The following is a 17,414-nucleotide window of genomic DNA, read 5'->3' as shown; positions in this document are numbered from 1 at the left end:
CTTCCGATGGAACCGATGCGGAAGCCGGTCATGAGAACAGCGAAGCACGGCGCCCGCAGGGCGGACCGCAGATCCGCCGCACGCCGCGCCGCGTTTCGCCGCACGCTCCTGTCGATCGGCGTCGCGCTCCTGATTCTCCCCGCCCTGCCGACCACGCTGCCCAACGCCGACCTGTCGGCGGCCGGCACGCCGGACGATCTGGCCGGTCCGCTCCTCACGCTCTCCGCCTTCGCCGGCAATCCGGGCTTCGACGACGGCGATGCCGATCTCGCCCAGCCGCCGGCCGACGGCTCGGTCTTCGTGCGCGACGGCTCGGCTCGCGTTCCCGCCGAGCGGGGAGGGCGCGTCGGACCTCGGCCGCTCGCCGCCGTACAGCCGAAGTTCGCGGCCGGCGCCATCGTCGCCGCGACCAGTCTTCTGCGTCCGGGTCTTGCGATGGGCGATGACGAGATGCGCACCGCGCTCGCGGGCCCGATGCCGTTCGGCGGGCCGACCCGCGTCGCGGCCTTCCGACGAAACGGGGCGGAGGAGGGCGTGAAGTCGACCCCCGATCCCGTCCAGGTCGCCGCCCGCCGCGACGCGCCCGCGCCGGACGCCATCCCCGCCGGCAAGGTCGATGCGCTGCAGACGCTCGCGGCCTATGCGCCCGAATCCAGACCGGGTCAGTCCAGCCTCTTCGATGCCGTGCTCCATCCGCAGGGCCAGGACTTCATCCCGCCGATCTCGCCGAAGGATCATGCCTGGGCGGCTTCCATCCTCCCGGCCTCGTCCTTTACAGAGAAGGAGCAGACCTGCCTCGCCAACGGCATCTACTTCGAGGCGCGCGGCGAAACCGAGAAGGGTCAGGCGGCGGTGGCGCAGGTCATCCTCAACCGCGTGCGCAATCCGGCCTACCCGAAGACCATCTGCGGTGTCGTCTACCAGAACCAGGACTGGATGAATCGCTGCCAGTTCTCGTTCGCCTGCGATGGCATCAAGGACGTGATCTGGAACAAGCGCGCCTTCGGCACCGCCAAGCGGATCGCCGACGAGGTGACGCGCGGAAAGACGTGGCTCCCCGAGGTCGGCTCGGCGACCCACTATCACGCGACCTATGTCCGTCCCCGCTGGGCGAAGACCATGCAGAAGGTCGACAAGATCGGCCTTCACGTCTTCTATCGCACCTTCGGCGGCGGCTGGCGCTGACGCCCTGTCGCCCGCCGCCCTTCTGCCATAGATGGAAGGGAGCGCCGGCCTGGAGCCGGACACGGTGAAGTGAAGGATGGGGCGGCCTGCGGCCCGCCACCATCGGCAGGGCGGCGACGGATGACCCAGGATCACGAGAAGACCGACGCCGAACGCGCTGCCGATCGCGCCGCCCTGCAGGCGCGCCTCGATCACTTCAAGGCGACCCAGAAGACGCTCCTTCCGGAGACAGACGGGAAGCCCGGTTCGATGCAGGGCATGGCGCAGGGCCTGAAGATCGCCAGCGAGTTCATCGCCGGCGTCGTCGTCGGCGCGGTGATCGGCTACGGCATCGACAAGCTTTTCGGCACGACGCCCTTCGGATTGATCGTCTTCCTGCTCCTCGGCTTCGCCGCGGGCGTCCTCAACGTGATCCGTTCGGCCAGCCAGCCGACCCCGCCGAGCGATCCCCCTTCACGATAAGTGGATCGCACGGGGACAGAGCAGGCATTTCGCCCCGGAGGGTGTTGCGAAGCGCGGTTCAGGACGCTATGGCAGTCTCGCTCCGAGAGGGCGAGCATAAGAGGACCAAGCGTTTGGCGAACGATCCCCTTCATCAGTTTCAGATTTCTCGGCTGGTTCCGATCGAAATCGGCGGGGTCGATTTCTCGTTCACCAATTCTTCGTTGTTCATGGTCGCGACTGTCGCGGTCGCCACGGGCTTCCTGTATTGGTCGACCCGCGGCCGTGGACTGGTGCCGAGCCGCTCGCAGTCGGTCTCAGAACTCTCCTACGAATTCATCGCCAGCATGCTGCGCGACGCGGCGGGATCGAAGGGGATGAAGTTCTTCCCTCTCGTGTTCTCGCTCTTCATGTTCATCCTGGTGGCGAACCTCCTCGGGATGTTCCCGTACTTCTTCACCGTCACCAGCCACCTGATCGTCACCTTCGCGCTGGCCCTGCTCGTGATCGGCACCGTGGTGGTCGCCGGCATCAAGGGGCATGGCCTCGGTTGGTTCAAGGTTTTCGTTCCCTCCGGCGTTCCGGCGGCCGTGGTGCCCTTCGTGGTGCTGATCGAGGTCATCTCGTTCCTGTCGCGCCCGGTTTCGCTCTCGGTTCGTCTCTTCGCCAACATGCTGGCGGGCCACATCACGCTCAAGGTCTTCGCGGGCTTCGTGACCTCGCTCGGCGCGCTCGGCGCGGTGGGTGTGGGCGGCGCGATCCTGCCGCTGCTCATGACCGTCGGCATCACGGCGCTCGAATTCCTCGTGGCGTTCCTGCAGGCCTACGTCTTCGCGGTTCTGACCTGCATGTACCTCAACGACGCGGTTCACGTTCACCACTGACCGCTTCCCCTCGTCACGCGGCCGTCTCGGTCGCGGGCCTCAATCCCCCGCACGATCCACTAAAGGAGTTTCTCATGGACGCGGAAGCTGCACGTTACATCGGCGCTGGTCTGGCTTGCTTCGGCATGGCCGGCACGGCCCTCGCGCTCGGCAACATCTTCTCGAGCTTCCTCACCGGCGCGCTGCGCAACCCGTCGGCTGCCGACGGCCAGTTCGGCCGCCTGATCTTCGGCTTCGCCGTCACGGAAGCCCTGGGCATCTTCTCGCTGCTCATCGCGCTGCTGCTGCTCTTCGTCTAATCTCAGGTTCTTGGGATTGTGCAGCCGGCCGCCCCGGACGGGGCGGCCGGACCCGTATCATCGGAGTAGGACATGTTCGTCACCGAAGCTTTCGCGCAGACAGAGGGTGCGCCTGATGGGCATGGAACGCCGTTGACCTCCGCTCCCACTCCTGCGACGTCCGAAGCCATCGGCGTGCCTGAGGGCGCGCACGAAGCGGGCGGTACCTTCCCGCCGCTGAACCCCGAATTTTTCGCCTCGCAGATCCTGTGGCTGGCGATCAGCTTCGGCGTCTTCTACTACGTCCTGTCGAAGACGATCATCCCGCGCATCGCCTCGGTCCTCGAGAATCGCCGCGAGCGCATCGCCGCCGACCTCGAGGCGGCCGAGCGCATGCGAGCCGATGCCGACGAGGCCCAGGCCGCCTACGAGCAGGAACTCGCCAGCGCCCGCGCCAACTCGCAGAAGATCGCCGGCGAGGCGCGCGATTCGGCCCGCTCCAGCGCCGATACCGAGCGCAAGCGCATCGAGGGCGAACTCGACGCCAAGCTCGAGACGGCGCAGGCCCGCATCGCAGAAATCAAGGCCCGCGCGCTCGCCGACGTCGACACGATCGCGACCGATGCCGCCGAGGCCATCCTGACCGAACTGACCGGTGCCAGCGTCTCGCACGACGAGGTTGCCAACGCCGTTCGCGCCGTTCGCGCCTGAGGAGCTGAACCATGGCATTCGACGCAACATTCTGGGCGCTGATCGGCCTCATCCTCTTCCTCGCCGTCGTGATGTACTTCAAGGCGCCGGCGATGGCGGCCCGCTCGCTCGACAGCCGCGCCAAGCGGATCGAGAACGAGATGGAGGAGGCCCGCGAGCTGAAGGAAGAGGCCAAGCGCCAGCTGGCCGACTACCAGCGCCGCCGCCGCGAGGCCGAGGCCGAGGCACGCGAGATCGTCGCCAGCGCCCAGCGCGAGGCTGCCGGTCTCGTCGAGGAAGCCCGCATCAAGAGCGAGGAATACGTCGCTCGCCGTACGCAGGTCGCCGAGCAGAAGATCTCCCAGGCTGAAGCCGACGCGATCGCCGAGGTTCGCGCCTCCGCCGTCAACATCGCCATCGACGCCGCGACCCGCGTCATCACTGAGCGCAATCTCGGCACCGACGGCCAGATGACCGAGCGTTCCATCGAGGAAGTCCGCCGCCGCCTCAACTGAGCGTCGCGCAGAACCCATTGAAGCGAGCCGCCCCCCGGGGCGGCTTTTTGCGTTTTGAGGGGGCGGTCGGTTTGCAAGCCGACACGACAGGGGACCGGCAGCCCGGATGGAACGAGCCGCCGTCCGGGCTGGCTTAGTAGGGCTTCGATGCGTCGGCCGCCGTCGCACGCAGGATCTACACGACCAGTCCACGCGTCGTGTTGCGAAGCACCCTCCTAAAGAGTGATAGCGGATGCGGTCGGGCGGGAGTATCGGAACCACGGCGCTGCGCGAATGCTGGCGCCGCCGGCAAGTCCACTCCGATAGCCTGAAAACCGAGCAAGCGATCCGCGCGACGCCGACCTCACTCGGCGCGCGCCAGACGGGCCGCGACCGGGGCGAAGCTGCGGCGGTGATGGACGCAAGGGCCGACCGCCTCGATCGCCTCCAGATGCGCAGCCGTCCCGTAGCCCATATGCCGGCCGAAGCCGTAGGCGGGATGGGTGCCGCAAAGCGTCGCCATCATCCGGTCGCGCGTCACCTTGGCGACGATCGAGGCAGCGGCGATCGAGAGCGAGCGTGCGTCTCCGCCGATGACGGCCGTCGCGGGGCAGGCGAGGCGTGGCGGCACGTCTCGACCGTCGACGAGCGCATGTCCCGGCGCGGTGGCAAGGCCCGCCAGGGCCCGCCGCATGGCATTGAGCGTCGCCTGCCGGATGTTGATGTGGTCGATCTCCGACGCACCGGCCGTCCCGACGCCGACCTCGGCACAGAGGAGGATTTCGTCGTAGAGGCGCTCGCGCTCGTGAGCTTTCAGCTTCTTGGAATCGTCGAGCCCCTCTGGCAGACGCTCAAAATCCAGAATCACCGCTGCGGCGACCACCGGGCCGGCCAGCGGTCCGCGTCCCGCCTCGTCGACGCCGGCGATCCGCTGATGTCCGAGCGTCAGGAGATGCCGCTCGATCGCGTCGTTCGGTCCCGGCTCATCCGAGCGGGGCAGCACGAGGCCGGGTGCGAACAGGGTGGGGAGCGAAGGATCGGAGGAACGGCGAGTCATCGTGCGGCGAACCTCGCGCATTCTCCGATCCTTCTCAAGCCCGGCGGCGGGTTGGCAGACCGCCGGGCTCTTCTGTGACGGCGGCGGAACGGGGAGACCGCCGACGTCCGTCGTCCGGATGCGGCCCCGGACGATCGATGGGAAGGCTTGCAGGCCTCCCGGTATCTTCAGGGCCCGGTCGAGCGACCGGATGACCCTTCAGCGTCAAAGCAGCGATAGCTGCACGCCGCCACCCTTCGGGGCGCGGAAGAGGTCGCTGCGCAGCGTCGAGCGCTCGAGGTTCAGCGCCAGCCGCTTGGCGGCGAGTTCGAAACGGCGCTTGATCTGCTGCGCGTAGGGCCCCTTGCCGGTCATACGCTGACCCCATTCGGGATCGTAGTCCTTGCCGTCTCGCATCGAGCGCAGGAGCGCCATCACGTGGCGATAGCGGTTGGGGTAGTGGCGCAGCAGCCAGTCCTTGAAGAGCGGCGACACTTCGAGCGGCAGGCGCAGGAGCACGTAGCCGACCTCCTTCGCGCCGGCTTCAGCGGCCGCTTCCAGAAGGCGCTCGATTTCCGAATCCGTCAGGCCCGGAATGATCGGCGCCGTCATCACCATGGTCGGGATGCCTGCCTCGGTCAGCTGGCTCACGGCGTCGAAGCGCTTCGTCGGCGTGGCCGCCCGCGGCTCCATCAGGCGCGCCATCTGGCGGTCCATCGTCGTCACTGACACGGCAACCCGCGCGAGACCCTTCGCCGCCATGCGCTGGAGAATGTCGATGTCGCGTGTCACCAGAGCCGACTTCGTCACGATGCCGACCGGATGGTTCGCCCGTTCCAGCACCTCGAGGATTTCGCGCATGATCCGGCGCGTCTTCTCGATCGGCTGATAGGGATCGGTGTTCGTGCCGATGGCGATCGAGCGCGGCTCGTAACCGGGCTTCGACAGCTCGTCTTCCAGAAGCTCGGCGGCGTTCGGCTTGGCGAAGAGCTTGGACTCGAAGTCGAGACCCGGCGACAGTCCCATATAGGCGTGGCTCGGCCGCGCGAAGCAGTAGACGCAGCCGTGCTCGCAGCCGCGATAGGGGTTCACCGAGCGGTCGAAGGAAATGTCGGGCGACTGGTTGCGCGTGATGATGGTGCGCGCCGCCTCGTTCTGCACCTCGGTGCGGAACGGCGGTAGCTCGTCGATCGTCGCCCAACCGTCGTCGAAGGCGGCCCGCGCGAAGGGCTCGAAACGACCGGACGGATTCAGCCCCGCGCCGCGACCACGCCGCCGGTCGAAGCCGACGCGCAGCCCCGACTGGTTCAGCATGTGGTTCGCGATGTCGACGCCGCGTCCCGGACCAAGTGCGGCGCGGTCGATGCTTCGGATCTCGGACATGGGATTGGGTTCCCTCGGATACTATCCCGTTGAGACCCTGATCCTATTCATCCAATAAGAACAATACAAGAACAAAAGAGAACGAAACCGGACGCTGGCGGGCGATCTCGCATTGCGATAACGGGAAGGGGATGCTCACTGTCCTGATCCATGGCGCCGACGATGCGCCCGCCTTCGCCCAGACCCTCTCGCCGCTCGTCTCGGGCGCGGTGGAGGGGATCCTGCGCGACGTCGTGGTTCTCGATGCGATGGGGGACGACGTGCGGCGCGTCGCCGATCACGCGGGCTGTCGTCTCGCATCCGCCGACGAAGTGCTGGCGTCTCCGGCGGCCCTGAAGGGCGAGTGGGTCCTGATCCTGCGCTCGGGCGAGCGCCTGCCGGAGAACTGGATCGACCGGGTGGTGCGCTATGCCGGCGGCCGGTCTGCGGTCGCTGCGGCCCGGTTGCCGGAGCCCGAGCCCGGCATCTTCGACCGCCTGTTCGGGCGCTCGCGCGGCGGCGTCCTGGCCTCTCGCGCGGCGCTGATGGCGGCGGCCCCGGCCAGCGGCGGGCGGATCGATCGCCTCGTGAGGGCGCTGAAACCCCGCCGGATGCGGCGCGGCGCGTGATGCGTCAGGCCGAAAGGCCGCCGCGCCGCAGGTGTTCGTCCAGCCGCGGCATGATCTCGACGAAGTTGCAGGGCCGGTGGCGATAGTCGAGCTGCGCGGCGAGGATGCCGTCCCAGCCGTCGCGGCAGGCGCCGGGCGAGCCCGGCAGCGCGAAGACGAAGGTCGCGTTAACGACGCCCGCGGTCGCTCGCGACTGGATGGTCGAGACACCGATCTTCTCGAAAGAGATCCGATGGAAGACGATGGAGAACCCGTCCATCCGCTTGTCGAAGATCGGCTCCAGCGCTTCCGGCGTCACGTCGCGGCCGGTGAAGCCCGTGCCCCCGGTGGTGATCACGACGTCGATGCCGGGATCGCGCGACCAGCCGAGCACGCACTCGCGGATCGCCTCGACGTCATCGCGCACGATCCGGCGGTCGCCGAGCCGATGACCCGCGCCCTCCAGCCGCTCGACCAGCGTGTCGCCGGAACGGTCGTCCTCGCGCGTGCGTGTGTCCGAGACCGTGAGGACCGCGATCGACAGGGGAATGAAGTCGCGGTCGCTCATGAGCCCTGTCCCGTCAGTTGCGTCGCCTTGACCCACCAGCCCGGCCGCGATGCCGCGATCCGGCGTTCTGCCTCGTGGCAGGCAGCATCGGAGGCGAAGAGGCCGAAAACCGTCGCGCCGGAACCCGACATGCGGGTGAAGCGCGCGCCAGCCGCGTTCACGGCGTCCACGGCGTCGCCGATCGCCGGCGCGAGCCCTAGCGCAGGAGGCTCCAGATCGTTGCGCGCGGCCTCGAGGTAGCGCGCGAGCGTTTCGAGGTCCGAGAAGCCCGTCGCCGGCGGCGCGATGAGGGGCGCGTTGTCGCGCCGCGCGAGGCCGGCGAAGACGGCCGGGGTCGCGACCGGCACGCTGGGATTGACGAGGAGGACGGGGATCGCGGGTAGGGCGGCCAGCCGCTCGGCGCGCTCGCCGATGCCGCGCACCACCGCCGCCTCGCCGGAGAGGCACATCGGCACGTCGGCGCCGAGCGAGACGCAGCGCTCGGCAAGCGAGGGCCGAAGCGCTGGATGTCGCGCGCCGATCCAGGCGAGCAGGGCACCGGCATCCGCCGAGCCGCCACCGATGCCGGCAGCGTGCGGCAGATGCTTGGACAGGCGGATGGCGAGCGGCGACAGGCGTACGCCGCTGGCAGGGGCCAGCTCCTGCGCCAACGCCAGCGCCTTCATCACAAGATTGCCGCCGTCGGTCGGCACGCCCGCGCCGAGCGGCCCGTCGACGCTGAGCGCGTCGCGCGTGCCGGGGGCGATCTGCAGCCGGTCGCCGAACTCGGCGAAGGCGACGAGGCTTTCCAGCTCGTGGTAGCCGTCGACGCGTCGGCCGACGACATGAAGCGCGAGATTGATCTTGGCTCGCGCGGTGACGTTCGTGACCCAGGGAACGTGGACGAAGGCGTCCATCGCGACCGTCAGTTCGAGACCTTGGGGGCCTCGGTCCCGCCATCCGCGGCGGGCGGCGGCGCGATGGTGGCGGTATCGGCCACCGGCGCCAGGCCCTCGGCGAGCTTCTTCTTGATCTTCTCGACCTCCGCCGCCTCCGGCGCGGGGTCACCGACCAGCGCGCGGTTCCACTGGAATCGCGCCTCGCGGGTGCGCCCGACCCGCCAGTAGGCGTCGCCGAGATGGTCGTTCAGCGTCGGGTCGGCGGGCATGATCAGGACCGCACGCTCCAGCTGCTCGACGGCCTCGTCGAAGCGGCCGAGGCGATAGTAGGCCCAGCCGAGCGAGTCGATGATGTAGCCGTCGTTCGGGCGCAGCTCGACGGCGGTGCGAATCATGTTCAGCCCCTCGTCGAGATTGCGGTTCATGTCGACCCAGGAATAGCCGAGATAGTTCAGGACCTGCGGCTGGTTCGGCTCGAGTTCCAGCGCCTTGCGGAAGTCCGGTTCGGCCTTGTCCCACTGCTTCTGCCGCTCGTAGGCGATGCCGCGCTGATAGTAGATGTTCCAGACGTTGGGCGCGTCGGCGGGCGCGAGCGACAGGGCCTTGTCGAGCATCGTCACTGCGCCCGCATAGTCCTTGTCGGCCGCCAGCACGTCGGCCAGCGCCAGATGCGCCTGGAGATCGTCCGGGTAGCTCTCGACGGCCTTGCGCAGGTGGACCTTCGCCTCGTCCTTGCGCTCGGCCTGCCACAGGTCGAGGCCCATCTGCAGTTCCGCGGTGCGCCGGTAGGGCGAGCCCTCCGGGATCTGCTCGTAGTAGGAGATCGCAAGGTCGATCTGCTTGGACCGGTCGGCGACGCCGGCGAGCGCGGTCAGGAGCTTCGGATCGGCCGTGTTGGCGACCGCCTTGGCGAACTGGAAATAGAGAAGCGCGACGTCCTGGCCGTCGCCGCGGTTGATCGCCTGCCCGAGGATGTAAAGCGTCTCGGCGGCACCCCCTTGCGCGTCGCGGATCGGCGGGGCGATCTCCTTGCCGTCGCGGATGGCGGCTTCGAGCTGCGTCAGCGGCTCGTAGGAGGGCGCGAGCTCGAGGCCGCGCGCCACGGCGTCGAGCGCCTGCTGCTTGCGGCCCGCGCGCGCCTCGATGCGCGCCAGCGCCTCGGCGCCCGCAAGATAGGCGTCGACCGAGGTCTGCGCCGTGCTCTGGTCGGAGATCAGCGCCCCGAGCGCGGTGCGCGCGCGCTCGACGTCGCCGGTCAGCCCCGCGATGAGGCCGATCTCGTACTGGTTGAAGGCCTCGAACCACGAGGCGCCGCGAAGCGCCTCGACCCGGCGGATGGCCTCTTGGCCGCGACCGGCGCCGACATCGGCCCAGGCGGAGAGATGGCCGACGAGCAGCGAGTCGAGATCGCTCGTGTCGTTGAGCTTGAGGGATTCGATCGCGGCGTCGAAGCGGCCCTCGTGCAGGGCGTCGAGCGCGACCGCGATTTTCGCGACCTTGCCCACCGTGTCGTCGTCGACGAGCTTGGCGGCGAGGTCGACGCCGTCCTTGAAGCGGCCGTCCGCGAGATAGGCGAACATCGCCTCCTGCTGGAGGACCGCGGAAGTCGGATCGAGGCGCAGCGCCTCGTCGTAGTAGTCGGCCGCGATGCCGGGCTGGCGGTTCTCGCGCGCGAGCTTGGCCGCAAGATAGGCGCCCGACAGCGACTGGACGTTGACGGTCGCGCGCTCGGTGCCGGTGGCGGGCGCATCCTGCGCGGCGGGTTCGGTGGTCTGGGCCATGGCGGGCCCGGCCACGACGGCGGCGGCGAGGGCAGCGGCCAAAGCGATCCGCGAGATACGCGTTCTATCCACGTCGAACTTCCTTTTTCCCGACCCCGCCGGCGCGAAAGCGTCGGCCGCCGCACTCATGCTCGCCTGCTGCCTCGGCAGCGGGACGTGCGTCCACCCCTGTCCGCTTCCAGAATGTTTATTTTGCGACGGCGAAGGACGCCAGCCGCCTGCGAGGACTATCGGATTCGCTCGATCGAGAAAGCGACCACGGCGTCGAGCGCCTCGCGGTGGGGGCCGGCGGGCAGGACCGACAGGGCCTGCGAGGCGAGGCGCCCGTGCTCGCGCGCCCGCGCCTTCGTCGCCTCCAGCGCCCCGTGCCGCGCCAGGAGGTCGCGTGCGCGCGCCAGCGCCGCATCGTCGTTGTGCCCGTTCTCCATCGCCTCGCGCCAGAAGGCGCGCTCGTCCTCGTTGCCGGCGGCATAGGACAGGATGACGGGGAGCGTGATCTTGCCCTCGCGGAAGTCGTCGCCGACGTTCTTGCCGAGGTCGTCGGCCGAACCGCCGTAGTCGAGGACGTCGTCGACGAGCTGGAACGCGAGGCCGAGGTGCAGGCCGTAGTCGCGCATTGCCGCCTCGAAGTCGGCGCCGGCGCCCGCGATCACCGGTCCGACCTCGGCCGCGGCTGCGAAGAGGGCAGCCGTCTTGGCGCCGATCACCGCCATGTAGTCGGCCTCGGTGGTCGACATCTGCTTGGCGGCCGAGAGCTGCCAGACCTCGCCCTCGGCGATCACGGCCGAGGCGTTGGAGAGGATCGCCAGCGCGCGCATCGAGCCGACCTCGACCATCATCTTGAAGGCCTGGCCGAGGAGGTAGTCGCCGACGAGCACGCTCGCCTGGTTGCCCCAGATGGTGCGCGCGGTCTTCCGGCCGCGGCGCAGGTCGCTCTCGTCCACCACGTCGTCGTGGAGGAGTGTCGCGGTGTGCAGGAACTCGACGCTGGCGGCGAGCTTCACGTGGTTCTCGCCGCGGTATCCGAAGGCGAGCGCGGAGGCGAGGGTCAGGATCGGCCGCAGCCGCTTGCCGCCCGACGAGATCAGGTGCTCGGCGATTTCGGGGATGAGTTCGACGTTGGACCCGGCCATGGAGAGGATCAGCGCGTTGACGCGATCCATGTCCGCACGCGTCAGGCCGAGGATCGGGTCGATCGAGGCGATCGCTCTCGTCTGATCCAGGGGGCGGGCAAGGGTCACTGGTCTTCTCCGTATCGCTGCGCGCGCAATAGCCGGGCGGGCGTTGGGCGGCAAGTGCGTAAAGTGGCGCGCTGGCGGCATCGGGCGACCTGCCATGCGTCCCGGCTTGCGTCCGGCGTGCTTTTCGGGCCACTGGACCCGGCCATGATCGAACTCCTGCGCTCCAACGATCCCGTCCTCCTGTCCTTCGTGCAGGCGCTTCTGCGCGATGCCGAGATCGGGCATCTCCTCGCCGACAGCCACATGAGCGTCCTCGACGGCTCGATCGGCATCCTGCCGCGTCGCCTCCTCGTGGACGACGAGGAGATCGATCAGGCGCGGCGCCTTCTCAGCGATGCGGGGCTGGCTCACGAATTGTCCGACCGTGCCTGAATCTCCGGCCGCCGAGGCCGTCACCAAGGACGCGTTCTACGGCGGCGCATTTTACCTGCTTCAGCCCGCAAAGAGCGGCCTTCGCGCCGGCGACGACGCCCTGCTTCTCGCCGCCACCGTCGAGCCGGAGCAGGCGGGAGCCGCCGCAGACCTCGGGTCCGGCTCGGGCGCCGTCGCGCTCGCCGCCGCGTTCCGCGCGCCGGTCCTCGCCGTGACGCTGGCCGAGCGCGACCCGACCGTGGCCGAGCTCGCCCGCCAGACCCTCGCGCTGCCGGAAAACGCGGGGCTGGCCGGTCGCCTGCGCGTCGCCGAGCTCGACCTCCTCCTCCAGCGCCCGGTGCGCGAGGCGGCTGGCCTCGTCGACGGCGCCTTCGATCTCGTCCTCACCAACCCGCCCTTCCATCCCGCGGGCGGCCGAGTCTCGCCGGTTGCCGCGCGCGCGGCCGCCAAGGCCGAGCCCGACGATACCTTCACCACGCGCTGGATCGCCGTCGCCGCCGCGCTCCTGCGCCATGGTGGGCGCTTCCACATGATCGGCCGGCCTGACCAGGTCGCGGCGATCGCGGGCGCCTGCGGCAACCGGCTCGGCGGTCTCGCCATCCGCCCCGTCCATGCCAGGGCGGACGCCCCGGCCGTGCGCATCCTGTGCGCGGCGACCCGCGGCTCGCGCGCGCCGCTGCGCCTTCTGCCGCCGGTCGTGCTCGACGCACCCACGCGGCAGGCGCTGGGGCAGGGGCGGCTCACCGTCGCGATGGGGTGAGCCGCATTGGCGTCGGGCGGGTCGGATGCCTACATGGCGGGCGTCCGACGTTTCATGAGAGCCAAGCCCCGTGCCGAACCCGATCGCCAAGCTGATCCCCAAGCGCTTCCGCAAGACGGAGACCGTCATCCCCGTGGTGCGGCTGAACGGCGTGATCATGGCCGGCGGCTCGCCGCTGCGCTCCTCGATCAACCTCGCCTCCGTCGCGCCGCTGCTGGAGAAGGCCTTCTCCTGGAAGGATTCGCCCGCCGTCGCGATCTCGGTGAACTCGCCGGGCGGCTCGCCCGTCCAGTCGCGCCTCGTGTTCCAGCGCATCCGGGATCTTGCGGAGGAAAAGAACAAGCGCGTCGTCGTCGCCTGCGAGGACCTTGCCGCGTCCGGCGGCTACATGATCGCCTGCGCGGGCGACGAGATCGTCGCCGATCCCTCGTCGGTGGTCGGGTCGATCGGCGTCGTGTCCGGCGGCTTCGGCTTCGTCGACCTCATCGCCAAGCTCGGCATCGAGCGCCGCGTCCATACGGCCGGCCAGAACAAGGCGACGCTCGACCCCTTCCGGCCCGAGCGCCCCGAGGACGTCGAGCACCTGAAGTCCCTCCAGCTCGACGTGCACTGGACCTTCATCGACCTCGTGCGCTCGCGCCGCGCCGACCGTCTCGCCGACCACCCCGACCTGTTCTCCGGCCTCTTCTGGTCGGGCACGCGCGGCCTTGAGCTCGGCCTCGTCGACCGGCTCGGCGACCTGCGCACGGTGCTGCGCGAAACCTATGGGCCGAAGGTGAAGCTGGCCGTCGTCCAGCAGAAGCGCGGGATCTTCGGCATCGGTCGCGGCGGGGGCGCCGCCGCCTCGCTGGCGAACGCTGCGGTCGATGCCGCCGTCACGGCCGCCGAGGAGCGTGCGCTCTGGGCGCGCTACGGCCTCTGATACCGGACGGCGCCTTGCCTTCGCCCGAAACCGCCGGAATACTGGAGCCCGTGTGAATCATGGTCGATCCGATGCCCATCTTCCTCTTCGGCCTCGTCGGGGCCGCCGCCTATTTCGGCTATCGCCAGCTTCAGCAGGAAACCGCGCGGGTGATCGAGCGCAACCGCCGCTCCGAGGCCGAGCACCGTACCGGTGCGCACGGCACGCTGGAGCGCGGCGCCGACGGCGTCTACCGGCTGCGGCGCGACTGAAGCCCTGCGCCACGCGCCCGAGGCTTGACCCCGGCAAAGCGGGCATGGCAACTCGCGCGTCACAAGAACGCCGCGTCGAGAACATCCAGGGTCCGCTGCCATGTCCGAACTTGCCGATCACATGCGGCCGGAACGCTCCTTCCAGGGGTTGATCCTCGCGCTCCATCGCTACTGGGCCGACTACGGCTGCGTTGTGCTCCAGCCCTACGACATGGAAGTGGGGGCGGGCACCTTCCACCCGGCGACGACCCTGCGCGCGCTCGGGCCTCGGCCGTGGAACGCGGCCTATGTCCAGCCCTCCCGTCGCCCCAAGGACGGGCGCTACGGCGAGAACCCGAACCGCCTCCAGCACTACTACCAGTATCAGGTCATCCTGAAGCCGAACCCGCCCAACCTGCAGGAGCTCTATCTCGGCTCCCTCAAGGCGATCGGCGTCGACATGGCGCTGCACGACATCCGCTTCGTCGAGGACGACTGGGAGTCGCCGACGCTCGGCGCCTGGGGTCTCGGTTGGGAATGCTGGTGCGACGGGATGGAGGTCTCGCAGTTCACCTACTTCCAGCAGGTCTGCGGCATCGAATGCGCGCCGGTCGCGGGCGAGCTGACCTACGGTCTCGAGCGCCTCGCCATGTACGTCCAGAACGTCGACAACGTCTACGACCTCAACTTCAACGGCCGCGAGGGCGCCGAGAAGGTCACCTACGGCGACGTCTTCCTCCAGGCCGAGCGCGAATACTCGCGCTTCAACTTCGAGATAGCCGACACGAAGATGCTGCTCCAGCATTTCGACGACGCGGAAGCCGAGTGCGCCGCGATCCTGAAGGCCGGCGCGCCGGATGCCGCCGGCGCCCTTCACCGCTGCGTGCTGCCGGCCTACGACCAGGCGATCAAGGCCTCGCACGCCTTCAATCTCCTCGACGCTCGCGGCGTCATCTCCGTCACCGAGCGCCAGAGCTACATCCTGCGCGTGCGCACCCTTGCCAAGGCCTGCGGCGAGGCGTTCCTCCTGACGGAAGCGGGCGGGGCCGGGTGGAGCGCGGCGGCCGCGTAGCGCCGTCGGAGACGCCGTACCGCCAGGTGGTCCCGGGACGACGTCGGGTCCGCCGGTGTCGCCGGGAGTCCGGGACACTGAGCCACGGCGTGCGCTTCTCCTGGCGCAGCAATCCGCCCCTGAAGAGTTCGCTTGCGGGCCAGTGCTCTGGAGCCCTGGCCCGCTTGTCGATCAGAAGTCGATCGACGTGGAGACGAGGAAGGTTCGGGGCGCGCCGGCGGCGAGGAAGCCGCGTGCCGACGAGGCCCAGTAGGCTTCATCGAAAACATTCTCGATGTTGAACTTCACCTCGACGGGCTTGTCGTAGGGCCCGACGAAGCCGTAACGCGCGCCGACATCGAAGCGAGTCCAGTCGTCCACGCGCTGCGTGTTGGCCTGGTCGTAGCGCGTTGCACAGGTGTGCAGCATTCGGCCTGTCAAGGTCAGTCCGGGTGCGAGCCAGTCGGCGTCGTATTCGCCGTAAAGGTTGATGGCGACCTTCGGCACGCCCGGAACGCTGTTGCCGTCGAACCGACCACCCGCCGTTTTTTCGAGTTCCGCCTCGATGAGGGTCACGCCGCCGAGCAGCCGGACCCCCTCGGCGATTTCGCCGAAGACGGTGAACTCGGCGCCCCGGTTCGTCTGGAGGCCGTCCACCGAGAAGAGACGCGAAACCGGGTCCGTGAAGCCGCTCGGCTGCTCGATCTGGAAGAGCGAGGTTGTGAAGCCGAAGCCGCCGAAGTCGTACTTGACGCCGATCTCCTTCTGCTCGCTGACGACCGGCGCGAAGACCTCGCTCGCGTTCCGCGCCGTTGACGGAGCGGTCGGCCCCTCGGTCAGCGCCTCGATGTAGTTGCCGTAGACGGAGAAGTTCTCGGTGAGGCGGACGACCGCACCGACAGCCGGGCTGAACCGCGAATCCTCGTAGTTGTAGGTCTGATCGCCGAGCGTCGGACCGACGACCGTCGAGAAACCGCGCGAGCGGATGTCCTGATAGCGGCCGCCCACCGTCAGCTGGAAGCGCTCCTCCGCCACGGACAGGGTGTCGGACACGGCAAGGCTGGTCACGAGAAGATCGGCAAAGAGCGGCCGGCCGCTCGCCAGGGGAAAGTCGAAGGAGCTGATGCGGGTCGCCGGTAGGAAGCTCGGATTGTAGATGTTGGTCTGGAAGCTCGGCAGGGTGACGCGCGGAAAGCCGCCGCGATAGTTCTCGTTGAGGGCTTGCGAGGCGGAAACGTTGAGCTGGTGGCTGACCGCGCCGGTCTCGAAGCGTGTGCGCACGCCGACTTCCCCCGTGCGACCTTCGATCTGCTGAGGCTGGATGGCGAGCGTCCCCGTCGCGTTCCCCGCCGCGTCGTTAATCAGGTAGGACGAGGTCAGGAAATCCTCGCGGTAGCGACTGGCGCCGCCAGCAGCGTAGACCGTCGTGTTGTCGAGGAGATCGAACTCGACGCGTCCCGCCGCCATCTCGTAGGCGCTGTCGATGTATTCGAACGAGTTGGCGGTGTTGATACGGCCGTCGGGCGCGCGCGGGATCGGAATGCCGGGCGCCGCAGCGTTGAAGAGCGACGTCGGGGCGTCGATCTTCTGCTCGGAACGGTTGAGGTCGAGCGAGGCGCGCAGTCGCTCGCCCCGGTAGTCGAGCCCCAGGGAGCCGACGACGACTTCGTTCTCGTTGCGGTCGAGCGGCGTGTCGCCGGCGCGATAGGAACCGTTGGCACGGATGCCCCATTCGCCGGTTTCGCCGTAGCGTCGGGCGACATCGAAATGCGGCCAGAGCTGCGAGTCGCTGAGATAGGTCGTCGTGAGGCGGTTGAGTGGTTCGTCCGGCGCACGCTTTGGGACGAGATTGATCGTGCCGCCGACGCGTCCGACGCCGCCGTTGAGGAGCGCTGTCGGCCCCTTCAGGATTTCGACCCGTTCGACCCCTTCCAGGAACTGGCGACGCGGATTGGCGATGTAGAAGAGGCCGTCATAGGCCGTATCGAGATTGGTGACCGAGAAGCCGCGAATGAAGAAGGCATCGCGTTCGGAAAAGGCCGGCGCATCGTTGCGCACCGATGGGTCGTTCAGAACCACGTCCGACAGCGAGCGCGCCTGCTGGTTGCGGATCAGCTGCTCGGTGAAGCTGACGACGTTGAACGGCGTCTCCAGGATGGAACGATTGCCGAGCGCCCCCAGCCGCGCGCCGGTCGCGACCTGGCCTCCGGCAAAAGGTGCCGGCGGCTGCCCCACCGTACCCGTCGCCGGCGGTGTGCCCGCCGCACCATCCACCACCACCACGTCGAGAACGACCGGTTCCGATACGGCCTGATCGGCAGGGCGAGACCGTTGCTGATCCTGCGCGGAGGCCGATGCGCAGCCCAGGGCCACCAACGAAACGCCGAACAGGGCCGGGCGAAGGGATGCTGCGCAGCGATGCGGTCGCATGAGGAGGTCTCCGGAAGATCGGTCAGGGTTGGACGCGAGGGTTGTGATCTCCGTTTAGGGAAGGGGGGTGCGCTGCCTCAACGAAGAACGCCTCTAAAACATGACGAATCAAGTCATGATTGCAAATCTGCAACAGCAAATCACGAGACGGTGAGAGATGCGGTCGATCGAAACGGCCGCAACGCCGCTTCGAAACCGCCGTC

At 68.7% G+C, this 17,414-nt stretch carries 19 protein-coding genes; 12 read left to right on the top strand and 7 right to left on the bottom strand.

Annotation, left to right across the window (positions count from 1 at the left end):
- The first annotated feature begins 30 nt into the window (after positions 1–30).
- The 6 genes from BM175_RS22945 (at position 31) to BM175_RS02145 (ending at position 3,993) form a co-directional block, all read left to right on the top strand.
- A complete protein-coding gene (locus BM175_RS22945; protein WP_210185756.1) occupies positions 31–1,185 on the top strand; it encodes a cell wall hydrolase in 1,155 nt (384 codons plus the stop codon).
- Positions 1,186–1,305: 120 nt separating this feature from the next.
- Complete coding sequence (locus tag BM175_RS02165) at positions 1,306–1,647, top strand: AtpZ/AtpI family protein (RefSeq protein ID WP_090958556.1); 342 nt, start codon at positions 1,306–1,308, stop codon at positions 1,645–1,647.
- Between the two features lie 113 nt (positions 1,648–1,760).
- Positions 1,761–2,510, top strand: a complete 750-nt coding sequence (locus BM175_RS02160) for a F0F1 ATP synthase subunit A (RefSeq protein WP_090958554.1) — start codon at positions 1,761–1,763, stop codon at positions 2,508–2,510.
- Between the two features lie 74 nt (positions 2,511–2,584).
- Positions 2,585–2,809, top strand: coding sequence for a F0F1 ATP synthase subunit C (locus tag BM175_RS02155; protein WP_055888550.1), 225 nt, complete (start codon positions 2,585–2,587; stop codon positions 2,807–2,809).
- A 72-nt stretch (positions 2,810–2,881) separates the two neighbouring features.
- Positions 2,882–3,499 (top strand): F0F1 ATP synthase subunit B, encoded by a 618-nt coding sequence (locus BM175_RS02150; RefSeq protein WP_090958550.1) that lies wholly within the window; start codon positions 2,882–2,884, stop codon positions 3,497–3,499.
- Positions 3,500–3,510: 11 nt separating this feature from the next.
- Positions 3,511–3,993, top strand: a complete 483-nt coding sequence (locus BM175_RS02145) for a F0F1 ATP synthase subunit B (RefSeq protein ID WP_090958547.1) — start codon at positions 3,511–3,513, stop codon at positions 3,991–3,993.
- A gap of 343 nt (positions 3,994–4,336) precedes the next feature.
- Here BM175_RS02145 and BM175_RS02140 read toward each other — a convergent pair whose 3' ends face one another.
- Together BM175_RS02140 and BM175_RS02135 are read right to left on the bottom strand one after the other, a co-directional pair.
- The gene (locus BM175_RS02140) at positions 4,337–5,050 is read right to left on the bottom strand and encodes a ribonuclease HII (RefSeq protein WP_090958544.1); all 714 of its coding nucleotides are present in this window, start codon (positions 5,048–5,050) and stop codon (positions 4,337–4,339) included.
- Between the two features lie 183 nt (positions 5,051–5,233).
- A complete protein-coding gene (locus BM175_RS02135; RefSeq protein WP_090958542.1) occupies positions 5,234–6,391 on the bottom strand; it encodes a PA0069 family radical SAM protein in 1,158 nt (385 codons plus the stop codon).
- A gap of 131 nt (positions 6,392–6,522) precedes the next feature.
- Here BM175_RS02135 and BM175_RS02130 point away from each other — a divergent pair, with 131 nt between their 5' ends.
- Positions 6,523–6,999 carry a hypothetical protein gene (locus tag BM175_RS02130; RefSeq protein WP_090958539.1) on the top strand — a complete coding sequence of 159 codons (477 nt, stop codon included), beginning with the start codon at positions 6,523–6,525 and terminating at the stop codon, positions 6,997–6,999.
- A 4-nt stretch (positions 7,000–7,003) separates the two neighbouring features.
- Here the strand turns inward: BM175_RS02130 and moaB are convergent, their stop codons facing one another.
- The 4 genes from moaB to BM175_RS02110 form a co-directional block, all read right to left on the bottom strand.
- Positions 7,004–7,546 (bottom strand): molybdenum cofactor biosynthesis protein B, encoded by a 543-nt coding sequence (moaB, locus tag BM175_RS02125; RefSeq protein WP_090958536.1) that lies wholly within the window; start codon positions 7,544–7,546, stop codon positions 7,004–7,006.
- Positions 7,543–8,442, bottom strand: coding sequence for a 4-(cytidine 5'-diphospho)-2-C-methyl-D-erythritol kinase (locus BM175_RS02120; protein WP_090958534.1), 900 nt, complete (start codon positions 8,440–8,442; stop codon positions 7,543–7,545). Before BM175_RS02120 ends, moaB begins: the two co-directional genes overlap by 4 nt.
- An 8-nt stretch (positions 8,443–8,450) precedes the next feature.
- Positions 8,451–10,277, bottom strand: a complete 1,827-nt coding sequence (locus BM175_RS02115; protein WP_090959131.1) for a tetratricopeptide repeat protein — start codon at positions 10,275–10,277, stop codon at positions 8,451–8,453.
- A gap of 155 nt (positions 10,278–10,432) precedes the next feature.
- Positions 10,433–11,446 (bottom strand): polyprenyl synthetase family protein, encoded by a 1,014-nt coding sequence (locus BM175_RS02110; protein ID WP_090958532.1) that lies wholly within the window; start codon positions 11,444–11,446, stop codon positions 10,433–10,435.
- Between the two features lie 144 nt (positions 11,447–11,590).
- Between BM175_RS02110 and BM175_RS02105 the strand changes: the two genes are divergently transcribed.
- The 5 genes from BM175_RS02105 to BM175_RS02085 all read left to right on the top strand — a co-directional run bounded on the left by BM175_RS02105 (position 11,591) and on the right by BM175_RS02085 (position 14,802).
- Positions 11,591–11,818 carry a putative signal transducing protein gene (locus BM175_RS02105; RefSeq protein ID WP_055888530.1) on the top strand — a complete coding sequence of 76 codons (228 nt, stop codon included), beginning with the start codon at positions 11,591–11,593 and terminating at the stop codon, positions 11,816–11,818.
- Complete coding sequence (locus BM175_RS02100; RefSeq protein WP_175526727.1) at positions 11,811–12,578, top strand: tRNA1(Val) (adenine(37)-N6)-methyltransferase; 768 nt, start codon at positions 11,811–11,813, stop codon at positions 12,576–12,578. The genes BM175_RS02105 and BM175_RS02100 overlap by 8 nt, the downstream gene beginning before the upstream one ends.
- Positions 12,579–12,648: 70 nt before the next feature.
- Positions 12,649–13,500, top strand: coding sequence for a S49 family peptidase (locus tag BM175_RS02095; RefSeq protein ID WP_090958526.1), 852 nt, complete (start codon positions 12,649–12,651; stop codon positions 13,498–13,500).
- 71 nt (positions 13,501–13,571) lie between these two features.
- Positions 13,572–13,751, top strand: coding sequence for a hypothetical protein (locus BM175_RS02090; RefSeq protein WP_244545826.1), 180 nt, complete (start codon positions 13,572–13,574; stop codon positions 13,749–13,751).
- Between the two features lie 100 nt (positions 13,752–13,851).
- The gene (locus tag BM175_RS02085) at positions 13,852–14,802 is read left to right on the top strand and encodes a glycine--tRNA ligase subunit alpha (protein ID WP_090958521.1); all 951 of its coding nucleotides are present in this window, start codon (positions 13,852–13,854) and stop codon (positions 14,800–14,802) included.
- A gap of 171 nt (positions 14,803–14,973) precedes the next feature.
- Here BM175_RS02085 and BM175_RS02080 read toward each other — a convergent pair whose 3' ends face one another.
- The gene (locus BM175_RS02080; RefSeq protein WP_090958518.1) at positions 14,974–17,211 is read right to left on the bottom strand and encodes a TonB-dependent receptor; all 2,238 of its coding nucleotides are present in this window, start codon (positions 17,209–17,211) and stop codon (positions 14,974–14,976) included.
- Between the last annotated feature and the right edge of the window lie 203 nt (positions 17,212–17,414).

The sequence above is a fragment of the Aureimonas phyllosphaerae genome, assembly GCF_900113065.1.
GTDB classification, from domain to species: domain Bacteria; phylum Pseudomonadota; class Alphaproteobacteria; order Rhizobiales; family Rhizobiaceae; genus Aureimonas; species Aureimonas phyllosphaerae.
The sequence above is the reverse complement of the archived record's forward strand: the minus strand, read 5'-3'. Positions and strand labels throughout refer to the sequence as shown.